The sequence below is a fragment of the Stackebrandtia albiflava genome (assembly GCF_007994225.1).
In the GTDB taxonomy this organism is placed as follows: Bacteria; Actinomycetota; Actinomycetes; order Mycobacteriales; family Micromonosporaceae; genus Stackebrandtia; species Stackebrandtia albiflava.
The window spans coordinates 864,702-879,873 of sequence record NZ_VLLL01000006.1; the positions used below are offsets into that span (position 1 = coordinate 864,702).

The following is a 15,172-nucleotide window of genomic DNA, read 5'->3' on the forward strand; positions in this document are numbered from 1 at the left end:
CGATAGGCGCGTGAGGTTTCCCGACGTCGAGGCGATGTTCGACCGCGCCGTGGAGTGGCTGCGGTCCCGCTCCAAGCGGTTCGACCACTTCTGGCGCGCACAGGAACGGTTCTTCGAGGTGCAGGCCGGACTGTTCTCCGCCGCGATCTCCTACTACGCGTTCTTCGCGGCCCTGTCGCTGTCGCTGCTGGCGTTGTCGGTCCTCGGTTACCTGCTGGAACTGCAGGAGCTGTACCTGATCGTGCAGCAGTGGCTCAGCGAGAACCTGCCCATCATCGAGGCCGACAGCATCGCGGCGTCCCGGCAGACCGCCGGGATCATCGCCCTGGCGGCGCTGACCGTCACGGGTGTGAGCTGGGTGCAGAGCATCCGGTCGTCGATCCGTGCGGTGTGGCTGCTCGATCCCGAGCCCGGCCACCCCGTCTGGCGGGTGCTGGTCGACTTCGCGATGCTGATCGGCCTGGGCGTGCTCCTCATCGCGACGCTGACCGTCACCGCCGGTGCGGAGGTCGCGTTGGCGTGGCTGGGTGACGGCCACCAGGAGGGTTGGCTCGGACAGCTCATCGCGTGGGGCGGTACGGCCGTCGGGATCCTGGTCAACACCATCCTGGCGGCGGCGCTGCTGACCGGACTGCCCCGGCTGGCCCTGCCGTTGAAGCGGGTCCTGCCACCGGCCCTGTGGGTGGCGCTGGGGCTGGAACTGCTCAAGACGCTCGGGACGCTGTACATCGTCCGCGTGGAGAGCCGAGCCGCGTACCAGGCGGTCGGCACCGCCGTGGGCCTGCTGATCTTCCTGTACGTGTTCAACCAGATGTTGCTGTTCGCCGCGTCGTGGACCGCCACCAGTTCACGGGGGAACGTGCTGGACCTCGCCGACGAGCGCCGCCGGGTGGACACCGGCTGGATCGGCCGGCTCGCCGCCCCCGCCCCCGCACCCGCCGACGACCGGCAGGACGCCGAGGACCGCACCGAACGTGAACCCCCGGCCGCCGACGAATCGCCGGACCGGGACGCGATCGAGCCGCCCGAGCCGGAGGCTCCCCGGGACGAACCGGAACCCGGCCCCGGAGCCGGGCCGGAGTCCGACGCCGACGATGCGCCGGAGCCGCCCGACCCGGGGCCCGAGGCGCTGCGGATCTGGCCCGCCGAGCCCGACGCCGACGACGCCTCCGGTTCCCGCTCCGCGACCCGCGCCGCCCGTGGTGGCCGGGACGCCGACCCCGGTGATGACAGCCGGTAGCCGGACGGGTCCTGCCCACGCGCGCGTCCGCCCGATTGGCTATCGTTAGGGGCGGGTCGCCCGCGCGTTCACGCCGGGTGGCCGGATTGCCCGCCCAGCCTGAGAAGTTCTGATCACGGACTTCTGAGGTATGCTGTGCCGGCTGCCACCGTGACCGTGTGGCACCATCGCACCGCACCACCGCCCCACGCATGGAGGAACGCCGCCGTGGCCGACGACGAAAGCCGCAACGAGGACGCCGAGAAGCGTCCGGGCAAAGCCTCCAAAAAGGACTCGAAGTCCGAGGGGAAGCGTGATGCCGAGGCCGGCGCCGCCAAGAAGTCCGGTAAGAAGGCCGTCGCCAAGGACGCGAACGGTGAGGGCGAGTCCGACAAGGCCGTGAAGACGACCACCAAGAAGACCGCCCCCAAGAGCGACACCAAGCGGGTCGGACTGTTCCGCCGGATCTTCCGGTTCCTGCGCGAGGTCGTCGAGCAGCTGCGCAAGGTGGTCTACCCCACCCGCAAGGAACTGCTCACCTACACCGCCGTCGTGCTGGTGTTCGTGGCGTTCATGATCACCGTCATCTCGTTGCTCGACATGGGCTTCTCCGAGCTCAGCCAGCTCGTCTTCGGCGTCGATTAACAACCGGTCGCCGCGCCGCGCCCGGTGGCCGCTCCGGCCGCCGGTGCCGTGACCGCGCGAACCGTTCGACGGTGTCGCAGGCCGGGGTAGGCTTGTGGCTCCGGCCGCGGCGTGAGTCCGTCACGCCGCCCGATGGGTGGGGTCCGTTGAAGCGGTAAACTTCGACCGCAGAGCGTATTGATCGTGGCCGCATCGGTACGGCCAGTTTTTTCGGTGAATCAGAGAGATTGTGAGCCTTGAGCGTGTCCGAGATCGACGAGACCGCCCCGCAGCCCACCGACGTGCCCGACGCGCCCGTCGAGGACGTGAAGGTCGACCCGGTGGAAGAGCTGCGTCAGGCGTTGCGGTTCGCCCCCGGCGAGTGGTACGTCGTGCACTCGTACGCTGGCTTCGAGAACCGCGTGAAGACCAACCTGGAGGGCCGGATCGCCAGCTTCGACATGGAGGACTACATCTTCCAGATCGAGGTGCCGACCCAGATGCAGGTGGAGATCAAGAACGGCAAGCGGTCCCGGGTCCAGGCCAAGGTGTTCCCCAGCTACGTGCTGGTCCGGATGGAGCTGACGCCGGAGTCCTACTCCGTGGTGCGCAACACGCCCGGTGTCACCGGTTTCGTCGGCGCGACCGACCGCACCGACCGGCCGTCGCCGCTGCCGTTGGACGAGGTCGTCAAGTGGCTCGCGCCGACCGTGGAGACCGAGGAGACCGCCGGCACCGCGAGCACCGAGGGCGAGGGCGGAATCGGCAAGCCGGAGATCAAGCTCGACTTCGCGGTGGGCGACTCGGTGACCGTCACCGACGGGGCGTTCGCGTCGCTGCCGGCGACCATCTCCGAGATCAACCCCGATCAGCAGAAGCTCAAGGTGCTGGTCTCGATCTTCGGCCGGGAGACCCCGGTCGAGCTGAACTTCAACCAGGTCACCACGCTGTGACCTGCTGAGGGTCACTCTCCGCCGCGTTCGGTGGGGGGCTAGACTCGACGAGTTGTCCGCGGGGCGGCCTCGCCGTGCCCGCGTTCACCACCTGACCCGCCCGGCTGGGCCGGTCACGAATCCACAGCCCAGGAAGAAAACATGGCTCCTAAGAAAAAGCTCACGGTGACGTTCAAGCTGGAGCTGACCGCGGGCCAGGCGACCCCGGCTCCGCCGGTGGGTCCCGCCCTCGGTCAGCACGGCGTGAACATCATGGAGTTCTGCAAGGCGTACAACGCCGCCACCGAGGCACAGCGCGGTGAGATCGTCCCCGCCGAGATCAGCGTGTACGAGGACCGCTCGTTCACGTTCGTCCTCAAGACGCCTCCGGCCGCCAGGCTGCTGCTGAAGGCCGCCGGCGTGGAGAAGGGCTCGGGCGAACCGCACCGCGAGAAGGTCGGTTCGGTCACCCAGGCCCAGGTGCGCGAGATCGCCGAGAAGAAGCTCGCCGACCTCAACGCCAACGACCTCGACGCCGCCAGCAAGATCATCGCCGGCACCGCCCGCTCGATGGGCATCACCGTCGACGCGTGACCCGGTTACGGGATCGTCGGAGACCTCCGCTCGACGGCCGACGCCGCGGCGAACCGGTCTCGGGGCCGGCGTGCCCCGGCCGCGCGGCCGCCTCGACAGGCGACGGCGTGAACGATCCCCTCGGTGGCACGGCGACCGGGACCCCACCGGTCGCACCGGAAGTGGCGGGGTGTGCGTACAGCCCTGACCACGACATCCACAACAGACACACAAGGATGCGAAATGCAGCGCAGCAAGAACTACCGCAAGTCTGCGGATCTGATCGACAAGACGCGGCTCTACGGCCCCTTGGAGGCCTCGACCCTCGCCAAGGAGACCAACACCGCGAAGTTCGACGCCACCGTCGAGGTCGCGATGCGGCTGGGCGTCGACCCCCGCAAGGCGGACCAGATGGTGCGCGGCACCGTCAACCTGCCGCACGGCACCGGTAAGACCGCGCGGGTCATCGTGTTCGCCGCGGGCGAGAAGGCCGAGGCGGCCGTCGCCGCCGGCGCCGACGAGGTCGGTTCCGACGACCTGATCAAGCGGGTGCAGGACGGCTGGCTCGAGTTCGATGCCGCCATCGCCACCCCCGACCAGATGGCCAAGGTCGGCCGGATCGCGCGGATCCTGGGCCCGCGCGGCCTGATGCCGAACCCGAAGACCGGCACCGTCACCATGGACGTCGCCAAGGCGGTCGGGGACATCAAGGGCGGCAAGATCTCCTTCCGGATCGACAAGCACGCCAACCTCCACACCGTCATCGGAAAGGCGAACTTCACGGCCGAGCAGCTGGCCGAGAACTACGCCGCCGTCGCGGACGAGGTGCAGCGGCTCAAGCCCGCCTCCTCGAAGGGCAAGTACGTCAAGAAGGTCACCATCTCCACCACGATGGGACCGGGCATCCCGGTGGACCCGGCCAAGATCCGCGAGACCGTCGAAGCCGCGTAACGGACACGGCGGAGGACCACCCGCTCACGGCGGGTCACGCCATCGCCCGAAACGCCTCCGTGGCACGGTATCGGTATGACCGAGCTGACACGGGCGCCCTGCCTTCTGGTATGAAGGCAGGGCGCTTTTTCTTTCCGGGTACCGACTCTGGGATCCCCACTCACGACTGGAGGCAACGGATGCGGCGTGGCGCTGTGGCGGTGTTGTTGGCACTGGTCCCGGTGTTGTTCGTCGTACCGCTCGCCGACGCGGAGCCGGCGCAGAGCGACCTGTGGTACCTCGACGCCATGAAGGCCGTCGAGGCGCAGGAGGTGTCGCAGGGTGAGGGCGTCACCGTCGCCGTCGTGGACACCGGGGTGGACCCGGAGCACATCGACCTGCGAGGCCGGGTCCTGGAGGGCGCCGTCATCACCGCCGACGGGCCGCAACCGGGCGACACCTCCGACCGAGACGGGCACGGCACCGCCATGGCCGGCCTCATCGCCGGTTCCGACACCGATTCCGACTCACTCATCGGGATCGCACCCGAGGCGCGGATACTCCCGGTGCGCATCGACCGCGACGCCGACGGCACACTCGACCAGGACCTCGTCTACGAGGGCGTCCGGTGGGCCATCGACCAGGGCGCGCAGGTCGTCAACCTCTCGCTCACCGGCAGGGGACAACACGACGACGCCTGGAAACGCGAACTCATCGAGTACGCGCTTGAACACGACGCCGTCATCGTGGCGGCCGTCGGCAACCGGACGCCGGAGTCCGCCGAAGTCGGAGAGCCCGCCGCGATCCCCGGTGTCATCGCCGTGTCCGGCATGGGCAAGGACGGGGAGGTCTGGTCCGGCTCGCTGACCGGCGACCAGGTGGTGCTGTGCGCGCCCGCAGAGGACCTGCCGCACCTGCGGCCCGGCGGCGGCATGCGGATGGCGTCCGGCACCTCGGCGGCGACCGCGTTGGTGTCGGGCACCGTGGCGCTGATCCGCTCCGCGCACCCCGACGCCTCGGCCGCCGAAGTGGTCACCCGGCTGGTGTCCACCGCGACGGAGGCCGGTGACAGCGGACGCGACCCCGAGTACGGCTTCGGCACCGTGGACGCCTACGCCGCGCTGACGACCACGGTCTCGTCCGGTGAGCAGTACCCGCTCGACCTCCCCGACGCCCCCGCCGTCGTGGAGATCGCCGACGGCGACGTCGGCGGCTGGTGGCTGGCCGCCCCCGCGCTGGTCGCGGTGCTGGCCGGCGGCGCGGCGTTCCTGTGGCTCATGCGGCGCTCCAAGGGCGGCCGCCGCATGGTCCCCGCCGAATCCGACGCCTGACCCCCTCCACCTCCTCCCACCGCGCCCTCCCCGAACCGCTTGGTCCCCACCGTGATGCGCTTGGTCCTCGCCAAACGGGTACATACGGGCATGAATCGGGCGAAACGGGCTGGTTTCCCTCACCGGGCGGGGACCAAGTGCCACCGGGCGAGGACCAAGTGCTGGTGGAGGGTGGCCGGGTGGGCGTCGTGCGGACCCCCTGGTAAGGTGGTCGGAGTTCCAATAACCCGAAGACCGTCGGTTGTCGGTGGGTTCACACATCCCGATCACTCGCGCCACGAGTTGGCCGTGTGGTCGTGTGTCTCCCCCGTCCGAAGGTGCCAACCGTATGCGGCACGACCCACGTAGGGAGCCTGGACGAGCCCGCCGCCATTCCGCGGCCCCGAAGGTTCGCCCCGTGCGCCCACGCGCCGGGGCGTTTGTCGTGTCGGGGTTCGCTCCTTCCCGCCGTACACCGGTCTTCCCCGAAGCCAAGGAAGGAGGGACATGGTTGACAGGGTGATTCCCCAGGACAAGGTCTCCGCGGTCGACGAGCTGACCGAGAAGTTCCGCGACTCGAACGCCACGGTGCTCACCGAGTACCGCGGCCTGACCGTGCCGCAGCTCGCGGAACTGCGCCGTGCGCTGGCCGGCAACGCGTCGTACCGCGTGTCGAAGAACACGCTGGCGAAGCGCGCCGCTCACGACGCCGGCCTGACCGAGCTGGACGAGTTCTTCTCCGGTCCCACCGCGCTGGCGTTCGTCACCGGTGAAGTGGTGGACGCCGCCAAGGCCCTGCGTGACTTCGCCAAGGAGAACGAGGCGCTGGTCATCAAGGGCGGAGTGATGGACGGCCGTGCCATCACCGCCGAGGAGTTCAGCAAGATCGCCGACCTCGACTCGCGTGAGGTGCTGCTGGCCAAGCTGGCGGGCGCGATGAAGGGCAACCTGTCCAAGGCTGCGGCGCTGTTCGCCGCCCCCGCGTCGAAGATGGCCCGTGCCGCGGCCGCTCTGCGCGACAAGAAGGAAAGCGCCGGCGAGTAGTTCGCCGTCCCAGACTTAGAAACGGAAAGGAATCGCAATGGCCAAGCTCAGCAACGCCGAACTGCTGGACGCCTTCAAGGAGATGACCCTCCTGGAGCTCTCGGACTTCCTGAAGGAGTTCGAGGAGACCTTCGACGTCACCGCCGCCGCCCCGGTCGCCATGGTCGCCTCCGGTGGTGGAGCCGCCGGTGGCGAGACCGCCGCCGCGGAGCAGGACGAGTTCGACGTCGTCCTGGAAGGCGCGGGCGACAAGAAGATCCAGGTCATCAAGGAGGTGCGCGCCCTGACCTCCCTCGGCCTGAAGGAGGCCAAGGAGCTCGTCGAGAGCGCCCCCAAGGCCGTCCTGGAGAAGGTCAACAAGGAGACCGCCGAGAAGGCCAAGGAGCAGCTGGAAGGTGCCGGCGCGTCCGTCACCCTGAAGTAGTCTCCCGCTTCGGCGTCGTTGTGGCGTCCCACCGTCTCGGTGGGACGCCACAACCGTCTCACGAGGACTGCATGACCTCGAAGTCGCCGCGGATGTGGTTGCGCAGCGCCACACCGGCCGCCACCAGGGTCTCGGCGCACTCCACGAACATCTCGATCTTCAACACGGTGAGCTCGTAGAGGTCGACGACCGCGTGGTACAGCGCCGACACGAGCTTCTTGATGTTCCAGACGGCCTTGAAACTCAGCGAGGTCAGTTCGGTGAGCACCTTGGCGGCCGCCTTTATCTTCCTGCCGTAGAAGTTCAGGATGAACAGCAGTTCGTGCACCATCTCCTGGAACGCCGCGGCCATCTGCTCGCACAACTGCTGGAACAGGTCGCACAGTTGACCGCAGGCGTTCATCGCCGGTACCCAGCTCTCACGGATGTGGTGATCGAACGCCGCCGACGCGCCGGAGTCACCGGATTCGCTGGAGTCCCAGTGCACCGACAGGGTGTCCATGCCGGTGGTGAGGTCGGTGCCGATCGCGATGAAGGCGTGCTCCAGTTCGTTCCACGCCTCCCCGATGCGGTAGAGCTGCCCGAACTCGCCGATGGCCCACGGCACCCCCTTCTCCAGCGGGTTCCACCCCAACACCCAGGTCGCGATCCGGTTCGGCAGTTCCAGTGCGGAGTAGACGTTGTTGACCATCTCGACCGAGTCGCTGCGGGGCGCCGGGACGGCGAGGGTGATCACCGCCCCCCGGGTGTATCCGGTGGCGGGTGAATCGGCGTCGGTCTCGCGGTGGTCGGCGGGTGCGTCGAACACGGTGCGCCACAGTTCGTCGGCGGCGGCCAGATCGAGGTCTCGGTACGACTGCGCGGTGCCCGCCAGGTTGTCGGCCGTGAGCCACAGCTTGTCGGCGGCAGCCGTCATCAACTGGGACCCCCAGTCCGACATGACGCCCAGCGGCACCCGCAGCAGGTGCAGCAGCCCGGTGAGCCCGGTGTAGTCGACGCAGTGGGCGTTCCGGTACTCCTGCATGGTCTGTAGTGCCGAGCCGGCGTTGGCGCGTATCTGTCCGGCGTAGCCGTCGAGCTGGTCGGGTGTGACGGTCACGCTCATAGGCCGGTCCGCTGTTCCCGGTACTCGTCGGTCGCCGCGGCGACAGCCTTCGATTCGGACATTCCGGCGTCGACGAGATCGACGGCCCTGGCGAGGATTCGCAGCCTCGGGGTGAGCCATTCGTGGGCGGCTCGTGCGCCGGGGTCTTCGGAGTCGGCGTCGAGTACCGCCCCGCGTGGGAGTTCTCCGGCCGCGATGCGGTCGAAGACCTCCCGCACGGACGCCGGGACCTCCGTACCGACATCGGTGCCCGGTGACTGCAGCCGTGCCAGCTGGTCCGCCTGTTCCATAACCCTGGAACGGAAGTCGTCGAGCCCGGACGGTGCCGCCACGAACTCGGTGACCTTCTGTCTCGCCGCGCGGAGCAGCCCTTCCACGTCGGGAAGGGATCGTGTGGTGTCCATGCGGCGATGGTGGCCGGAGGTCTCATGTACACCGCACGGATTCTCCACGAGCGGTGCCGTTCCTCCGTGAGTCGTCGCCGAGGACCGTATCCACCGGTGGCCGACCGTGTGCCCGGGATACACGCGAACGAATCGTTCCCGCCGTCGCGGCGTCGGTGTCCATCGGCCGGAACGCCATGTGATTCCAGCCGGGGATCTCGACCCCGTTCGTCCCATCGGATGACACGACGGTCGTCCACGCCCCGTCCGGCACGACCCGGTACGGCTCTCAAGTGGAGAGACACCTTGATCGATCACCGTCACCGGGTGGTCGGAGCCGGCGGGCCACGGATTCGTCACGGGACATACATGAGTACCTTTGGCCCAGCCGTGGAGGGAGGAGGGTGGATGGAGTTCCGAATACTGGGGCCGGTCGAGGTGGTCCGGTCCGGTGTCGAGGTGCCGTTGCGGGGCAGGCATCATCCCAGACTGCTCGCGCTGCTCCTGGCGAACGCCTCGCGGCCGGTGCCGCTCGACCGGTTGATCAGGGCACTGTGGGACGACGACCCGCCCACGACGGCGCGGCAGCAGGTGCAGAACATCGTCGGCGGACTGCGACGGCAGTTGCCGGATGCCGCGATACACACCGTTCCGCAGGGTTACCGGCTCGACGTTCCCGCGCGGAGGCTCGACCTGCTCCGGTGCCGGGAGCTGGTGGCGTCCGCTCACCGGCTACGCGACGCCGGAAACCGGGTCGCCGCCGCCGAACGGTTGGCGGCGGCGCAGTCGGAGTGGCGGGGTCCGTCACTGGCCGGCGTCACCGGCCAGATCATGACCGGCCTCGCCGGGCAACTCGACGAGCTGCGGTTGACGATCACGCAGGAACGCATCGACATCGACCTGGAGTTGGGTAGACACGGCGAGCTCTTGGAGGAACTGTGGCAGCTCGTCGCCGAGCACCCGCTCCGGCAACCGTTCGTGATGCGGTTGATGCTGGCGCTGCACCGCGCGGGCCGGACACCCGAGGCCCTCACCGTCTACAGTGATGCGGCGGGCCGGTTGGCGGACCAACTCGGCATCGACCCGGCTCCGTCGCTACGTGACCTGCACACCGCGATCCTGCGGCAGGACGACTCCATCGACGTGCGTGTGCCGGCCCCCGCGGTCGGTCCGGTCCCCGCGCTCGGTCCGGTTCCCGCGCAGCTTCCGGCGGCGTCCCGCGCCTTCACCGGCCGCGACGCCGAGCTGGCCGCGTTGGACGGTCTGCTCGACGGTCCGGACAGCGTGGCGTTGTTGACCGCCATCGGAGGCGGCGGGGGGATCGGGAAGACCGCACTCGCCGTGCACTGGGGATACAGGCGCCGCGATCGCTTCCCCGACGGCCAGTTGTACGCGGACCTGCGCGGCTTCGGGCCCGGGGAACCCGTCGACCCGTACACCGTCGTGACCCGTTTCCTCCGCGCCCTCGGTGTCCGGGGCGACGGCGTGCCCGCAGACCTCGACGAGGCCACCGCGCTGTTCCGTTCCCTCGTCGACGGACGCCGCATGTTGATCCTGCTGGACAACGCCCGCGACGTCGCGCAGGTGCGGCCGTTGTTGCCCGGTGTCGCCGGACCGTCGACCGTCGTCACCAGTCGGGCAGCACTGCCGGGACTGATCGCCCTGGACGACGCACGGCCGATCCGGCTCGACACCCTGACCGACGTCGAGGCCGACCGGCTCATCACCGGACTCGTCGGCGACACCCGCCTGGAGGCGGAACCCGCGGCGGCGCGGGAACTCGTGAGCCGGTGTGGCGGCCTACCGTTGGCGCTGCGCATCGCGGCGGCGATCCTGTTGAGCCGGCCCGACCTCAGTCTGTCGCGGTTCGTCGCCGAACTTGCCGGGCCGCAACGGCTCACGGCACTGTCGGTCCCCGGTGACCCGGAGGCCGCGATCGCCGCCACCTTCGACGCCTCCTACGTCCGTTTGGAGCCCGACACCGCGGCCCTGTTCCTGGCACTGGGGCTGCTGCCCGGCGACGACTTCGACGCCGGGCTCGCCGCGGCGGCCGGCGGAATCGACGAGAGCGTCGCCGCCGGACTGCTGGCGCGACTGGCGGACGGGCATCTCGTCGAACGCCACCGCGACGACACCTTCCGGATGCACGACCTGGTGCGGGCGTACGCCAGGCAACGTGCCGAGACCACCTGGACCCCGGCCGCCCGTGAGGCACAACGCGACCGGATCGTCGATCACTACTTCCAGAGCCGGGGCGTGGTCGCGCCCGGCAGGTACGAGAACCTGATGGCCACCTATCGGGAGTACGCCGACCATCCGCAGCGGTGGCACCTGGTGGCGGGATTCCGAGGTCATCTCGTCAATGGACACGGTGCTCGCGACATCCTCGCCGCATGCGAGGAACAGATCCGGGCGGTCACCGCCGGACACGATCCACAGGGGGTGGAGGTCATGACGTCCTACGCGGCTGCGGCGGCGTGGTCGCTGGGGGAGATGGGAGCCGCGATCCGCTACGCGCGTGAGGCCGCCGCCATAGCGACCGATCCCTGGCGGCGGGACATGGAGCTGAGCAACCTCGCGTTGTACCTGTACGTGCGGGGCGACTACCGGGAGGCGGAACGGATCACCTCCGACACCCTCGAGCGCACCGACCGCGACACCAGGCCGTACGAGTGGGCGAGCCAGATGGGCAGGCTCGGCAACATCTACCGGGTCACCGGCCGGTACGACCGCGCCCTGGAGTGCAACGACGCGGCCCTCGGATTCACGGGGACGACACCGGAGCTGCGGCTGAGCCACACCATCGCACGTGGACTGTTGTACTGCGACCTCGGGAACACCGGGCCGGCGAAAGAGGCGTTCAAGGCGGCCTTCGCGATGCCCGGTATCGCGGAGAACCACCGGTTGCGGGTGTTGGCGATGTCCGGCCGCGCCGAACTCGCGGCACAGGCCGGCCGCCACGACGAGGCGGTGACGGAGTTCGCCGCCGCCATCGAGATCTGCCGCCGGGAACAACTCATGGCGCACTACCACGAACTGGGCAGTGACATGGCCGTGGTCCTGACCCGGCTCGGTCGCGCCGGCGAGGCGGTGGACGTGGCCGAGGCGGCGTGGGACTTCCACCGCCGCGCCGAACACCGCAACAGTGAGGCGATCGCCGGGAGGTCACTGTGTGTGGCCTACACCGCGTCGGGCGACGCCACGGTCGCCGTCGAGTACGGCGAGGCCGCGGTCCGGTTGTTCGAGGCGGGACCGAATCCGTTGTGGCTGTCGAGAAGTCTCACCGATCTCGCGGCGGCGTTCGATGCGGCGGGTGAGGCCGACGAGGCCCGTAGACGCCGGTCCCGCGCGGCGTCGATACTCCGCCGACTCGGTGACGCCAACCGGGTGCCCATCGTCGACGTCGCCGCGGCGGACGCCTCGGCGGCATGGGACGCCGCTCCGCGAGAGGGCGGCGCATGAGATTCCGCATCCTGGGTTCCCTGGAGGTGGTGGAGGACGCGGGTGAGCCGGTGACGATCGCGGGACGTCACCACCCGAGACTGCTGGGGCTGCTGCTGCTCGGCGCGAACCGGGTTCTGACGGCCGACCGTGCCGTGGAGGTGCTGTGGGGCGACGACCCGCCCGCCACCGCGACCCGGCAGGTGCAGAACATCGCCGGGACACTACGCCGACGACTGGCGCCGGGGCTGTTGGAACGCGTCGGGAGCGGCTACCGCCTCAGCGTCGCCGACGACCGGCTGGACGCCGCGGTGTTCACCGCGGCGGTGACGGCGGCCCGTGGGCATCGGGAACGGGGCGACGCGGCGGAGGCGTGGCGCGTCCTGGACGCCGGCCTGTCGGTCTGGCGCGGCCCCGTGCTCGCGGACCTCTCCGGGCTGTCGCACCTGACGGCACGACTGGAGCAGGAGCGGCTGTCGGCGATCGAGGATCGCGCGGAGCTCTCGCTCGTGTTGGGACGGGCCGAATCCGAGATCCCCCGGCTACGGGAACTGGCCGGCGAACACCCACTGCGGCAGAGCCTCGTCGGCGTGCTGATGCGGTCACTGCACCAGACGGGCCGGACCGCCGAGGCGCTGGACGTCTACAACGAGTGCCGGACCCGGCTGGCGGACGAACTGGGCATCGACCCCGGTCGGCGACTCCGCGACCTGTACACGGCGATCCTGCGGGACGAACCGGCGCCGGTGGAGAGTGTGCCCGCCGCGACGGTGTCCGATGCACCCGCCGCGCCGACCGTGCCACGACCCGCGCAACTCCCGCACCCGCCCGGCCGGTTCGTCGGCCGGGCGGCGGAGCTGGCGATACTCGACACCCTGCCGCACCGCCCCGGCGGCGCCGTCGCCGCGATCACCGGTCAGGGCGGTGTCGGCAAGACCGCCCTGGCACTGCATTGGGCGCATCGTCACGCCACCGAGTTCCCGGACGGCCAGCTCTACCTCAACCTCCGCGGTTTCGACGACCGCCCGACCATGACGGTCTCCCACGCGCTGGCCGAACTGCTGCGGTCGCTCGGTCACGCCGACTCGGCCATTCCGGACGACCCGGAGACCGCGGCGACGCTGTGGCGTTCGACCTTGAACGACAAGCGTGCCTTCATCCTGTTCGACAACGCACTGGACGCCGCGCAACTGCGCCCGCTGCTGCCGGGTTCCGGTGAGAACCTCATCGTGGTGACCAGCCGGAACCGGCTCACCGGCCTGGTCGCCCTCGACGACGCGATCCCGATCCCGTTGCCCGGGCTGGCATCGGAGGACTCCCGCGCCCTGCTGCGCGAGATCCTGCCGGGTGACCCGCCCGCTTCGGCCCTGGACCGGCTGGCGGAGCGGTGCGAACATCTGCCGTTGGCCCTGCGGATCGCCGCCGCGAACCTGTTGGCCGGTACCCGGACGATCGACGACTACGTGCGCGGTCTGGACGACGACCGGATCGCGGAACTGGCGCTCGCCGACGAACCCGGCTCCGGCATCGCCGCCACCATCACGGCGTCGGTGGCGACCATGCCCGAGCCGATCGCCCGTGGGCTCGCGGTCCTGGGCATGCTGCCGGGCACCGACTTCACCGCCTCACTGGCGGCGGCCGTGCTGCCCGACGGCTCACCCGACGCCGGAGCCGTGCTGGAGCGGTTGAGCGCGAATCACCTGGTGGAGCTCCATTCCACCGGACGGTATCGCATGCACGACCTGGTGCGGTGGTACGCCAACCGTATGGCCGACCGGATCCTGTCGGAGGCCGAACGCTTCGACGTCCGGGACCGCGCCATCGAGTGGTGCTACGGAAATCGTGGCAGCGTCCAACTCCCCGACTACGACAACGTGATGCTCACCTGCCGTGCCTTCGCGGACCATCCGGGCAGCTGGCGGGGAACGCTCGGGCTCACCCGCGCCGTCAATCGCGGTTATCGGGTCGCGGCACTGCGAAAGCTGTTCGCCGAGATCTTGTCGGCGGCCGAACGGGCCCACGACATCGAGGGCCGCACCAAGATGACGGCCATGGTCGGCGCCACGTACTGGGCCCTGGGCAATCTCGAGGAGGCACTGGACTACAAGCTGCGGGCCGTGGAACTGGCGGAGGAACTCGACGACGACCTGACACGCCAGGTGACCCTGGCCAACTGCAGCGTGGTGCTCATGTCGAACTGCCGGTTCGCCGAGGCGGAGGAGATGTCGCTGCGGTGTAGGAAGTTCATTCCACCTGACGATCTGCGCAGAATCCGGACCTGGCACATACAGCTCGTCGGCACCCGGCTTCGACTCGGCAGGTTCGCGGCGGCGGAGGAGGACGTACAGCGCTCGTTGGAGATCTCGGCGATGCTCGACGACCCGGGTCTCTATGCCGCCACGCACGTCGCCGCGGCGGACTTCATGGTGACGACTCGACGGATCGCGTCGGCCCGGCGGCACATCGCCGAGGCGCTGACATTGGCGGAGTCCGTCGATTCGCACCGGGACCTGATGCAGGTCGTGGAGGTCAGGGCCAGACTGCACGTCCTGCTCAACGAGGGTGAAGCGGCCCTCGGCGACTATCGAGAGGTGGCGGATCTCGCGTCGCAGACCGGTGACAGGTTGTTCGAGTGCATGGCTCACCAGGGGCTGGCGATGGTGTCCGCACGGGCCGGTGACACCGGAACGGCGCTGCGGCACATCGACACCGCCGCGAAGCTCAACGAGACCGTCCGGCACCGGGGAGTCGCGGCGGACCTGGAGATGGCACGTGCCGCCGTGGCGATCGCCGCCGGGAACCCGGACGTCGCTCTCGTCCACGGACGCCGGGCGCTCCACGAACACCGGGAGATCGGGCAGCGGTTGAGTACCGGCGAGGCGTGGGAACTGTTGGCGCGGGCCCACTCGGCGGTGGGAGACCGGGAGGCCGCCCGCAACGCCTGGCGGGCCGCGTACGAGATCTACACCGATCTGGGCCTGCCGGACGCCGAGCGGCTCGCGGACTCGCCGTCCTGACCGGGCCGGCAGGTGCCCCGCTCGGAGCCTCCTCTCATTCCGCTTGGTCCCCGCCGTGGGCGGCTTGGTCCCCGGGAAATCGGTATGAACGGATACGAAACAGACAAATCGGTCCACAGATGTCGACCGGGCGGGGACCAAGCGCGACCGGGCGGGGACCAAGCGCGACC

12 protein-coding genes are annotated in these 15,172 nt (G+C 69.6%); 10 read left to right on the plus strand and 2 right to left on the minus strand.

All coding sequences use genetic code 11. The features are described from left to right. The first annotated feature begins 10 nt into the window (after positions 1–10). The 8 genes from LX16_RS14895 (at position 11) to rplL (ending at position 7,056) form a co-directional block, all read left to right on the plus strand. Complete coding sequence (locus LX16_RS14895; protein WP_158645606.1) at positions 11–1,240, plus strand: YhjD/YihY/BrkB family envelope integrity protein; 1,230 nt, start codon at positions 11–13, stop codon at positions 1,238–1,240. A 207-nt stretch (positions 1,241–1,447) separates the two neighbouring features. Then, positions 1,448–1,864 carry a preprotein translocase subunit SecE gene (gene secE / locus LX16_RS27615; protein WP_244615831.1) on the plus strand — a complete coding sequence of 139 codons (417 nt, stop codon included), beginning with the start codon at positions 1,448–1,450 and terminating at the stop codon, positions 1,862–1,864. A 242-nt stretch (positions 1,865–2,106) separates the two neighbouring features. After that, a complete protein-coding gene (gene nusG, locus LX16_RS14905; RefSeq protein WP_244615879.1) occupies positions 2,107–2,796 on the plus strand; it encodes a transcription termination/antitermination protein NusG in 690 nt (229 codons plus the stop codon). 141 nt (positions 2,797–2,937) lie between these two features. Then, positions 2,938–3,369 carry a 50S ribosomal protein L11 gene (gene rplK / locus LX16_RS14910; RefSeq protein ID WP_147139256.1) on the plus strand — a complete coding sequence of 144 codons (432 nt, stop codon included), beginning with the start codon at positions 2,938–2,940 and terminating at the stop codon, positions 3,367–3,369. 222 nt (positions 3,370–3,591) lie between these two features. After that, a complete protein-coding gene (gene rplA, locus LX16_RS14915; protein WP_147139258.1) occupies positions 3,592–4,299 on the plus strand; it encodes a 50S ribosomal protein L1 in 708 nt (235 codons plus the stop codon). A gap of 179 nt (positions 4,300–4,478) precedes the next feature. Beyond that, positions 4,479–5,609, plus strand: a complete 1,131-nt coding sequence (locus tag LX16_RS14920; RefSeq protein ID WP_158645607.1) for a S8 family serine peptidase — start codon at positions 4,479–4,481, stop codon at positions 5,607–5,609. 486 nt (positions 5,610–6,095) lie between these two features. Further along, on the plus strand, positions 6,096–6,632 hold the full coding sequence (rplJ, locus tag LX16_RS14925) for a 50S ribosomal protein L10 (protein ID WP_147139262.1): 537 nt from the start codon (positions 6,096–6,098) through the stop codon (positions 6,630–6,632). Between the two features lie 37 nt (positions 6,633–6,669). Next, positions 6,670–7,056, plus strand: coding sequence for a 50S ribosomal protein L7/L12 (gene rplL, locus LX16_RS14930; protein ID WP_147139264.1), 387 nt, complete (start codon positions 6,670–6,672; stop codon positions 7,054–7,056). Between the two features lie 58 nt (positions 7,057–7,114). Here the strand turns inward: rplL and LX16_RS14935 are convergent, their stop codons facing one another. Together LX16_RS14935 and LX16_RS14940 are read right to left on the minus strand one after the other, a co-directional pair. Continuing rightward, positions 7,115–8,161 (minus strand): hypothetical protein, encoded by a 1,047-nt coding sequence (locus tag LX16_RS14935; protein ID WP_147139265.1) that lies wholly within the window; start codon positions 8,159–8,161, stop codon positions 7,115–7,117. Beyond that, positions 8,158–8,565 (minus strand): hypothetical protein, encoded by a 408-nt coding sequence (locus tag LX16_RS14940; protein ID WP_147139267.1) that lies wholly within the window; start codon positions 8,563–8,565, stop codon positions 8,158–8,160. The genes LX16_RS14935 and LX16_RS14940 overlap by 4 nt, the downstream gene beginning before the upstream one ends. A 387-nt stretch (positions 8,566–8,952) precedes the next feature. On the opposite strand from LX16_RS14940, the gene LX16_RS14945 reads away from it, so the two are divergent. Then, a complete protein-coding gene (locus tag LX16_RS14945) occupies positions 8,953–12,006 on the plus strand; it encodes an AfsR/SARP family transcriptional regulator (RefSeq protein ID WP_158645608.1) in 3,054 nt (1,017 codons plus the stop codon). Next, on the plus strand, positions 12,003–15,002 hold the full coding sequence (locus LX16_RS14950; RefSeq protein ID WP_158645609.1) for an AfsR/SARP family transcriptional regulator: 3,000 nt from the start codon (positions 12,003–12,005) through the stop codon (positions 15,000–15,002). Before LX16_RS14945 ends, LX16_RS14950 begins: the two co-directional genes overlap by 4 nt. Positions 15,003–15,172 lie beyond the last annotated feature (170 nt).

Coding starts and splice junctions, on each gene's coding strand:
- rplK (WP_147139256.1), top strand. CDS start 2,938: ATGGCTCCTAAGAAAAAGCTCACGGTGACGTTCAAGCTGGAGCTGACC.
- rplA (WP_147139258.1), top strand. CDS start 3,592: ATGCAGCGCAGCAAGAACTACCGCAAGTCTGCGGATCTGATCGACAAG.
- LX16_RS14920 (WP_158645607.1), top strand. CDS start 4,479: ATGCGGCGTGGCGCTGTGGCGGTGTTGTTGGCACTGGTCCCGGTGTTG.
- rplJ (WP_147139262.1), top strand. CDS start 6,096: ATGGTTGACAGGGTGATTCCCCAGGACAAGGTCTCCGCGGTCGACGAG.
- rplL (WP_147139264.1), top strand. CDS start 6,670: ATGGCCAAGCTCAGCAACGCCGAACTGCTGGACGCCTTCAAGGAGATG.
- LX16_RS14935 (WP_147139265.1), bottom strand. CDS start 8,161: ATGAGCGTGACCGTCACACCCGACCAGCTCGACGGCTACGCCGGACAG.
- LX16_RS14940 (WP_147139267.1), bottom strand. CDS start 8,565: ATGGACACCACACGATCCCTTCCCGACGTGGAAGGGCTGCTCCGCGCG.
- LX16_RS14945 (WP_158645608.1), top strand. CDS start 8,953: ATGGAGTTCCGAATACTGGGGCCGGTCGAGGTGGTCCGGTCCGGTGTC.
- LX16_RS14950 (WP_158645609.1), top strand. CDS start 12,003: ATGAGATTCCGCATCCTGGGTTCCCTGGAGGTGGTGGAGGACGCGGGT.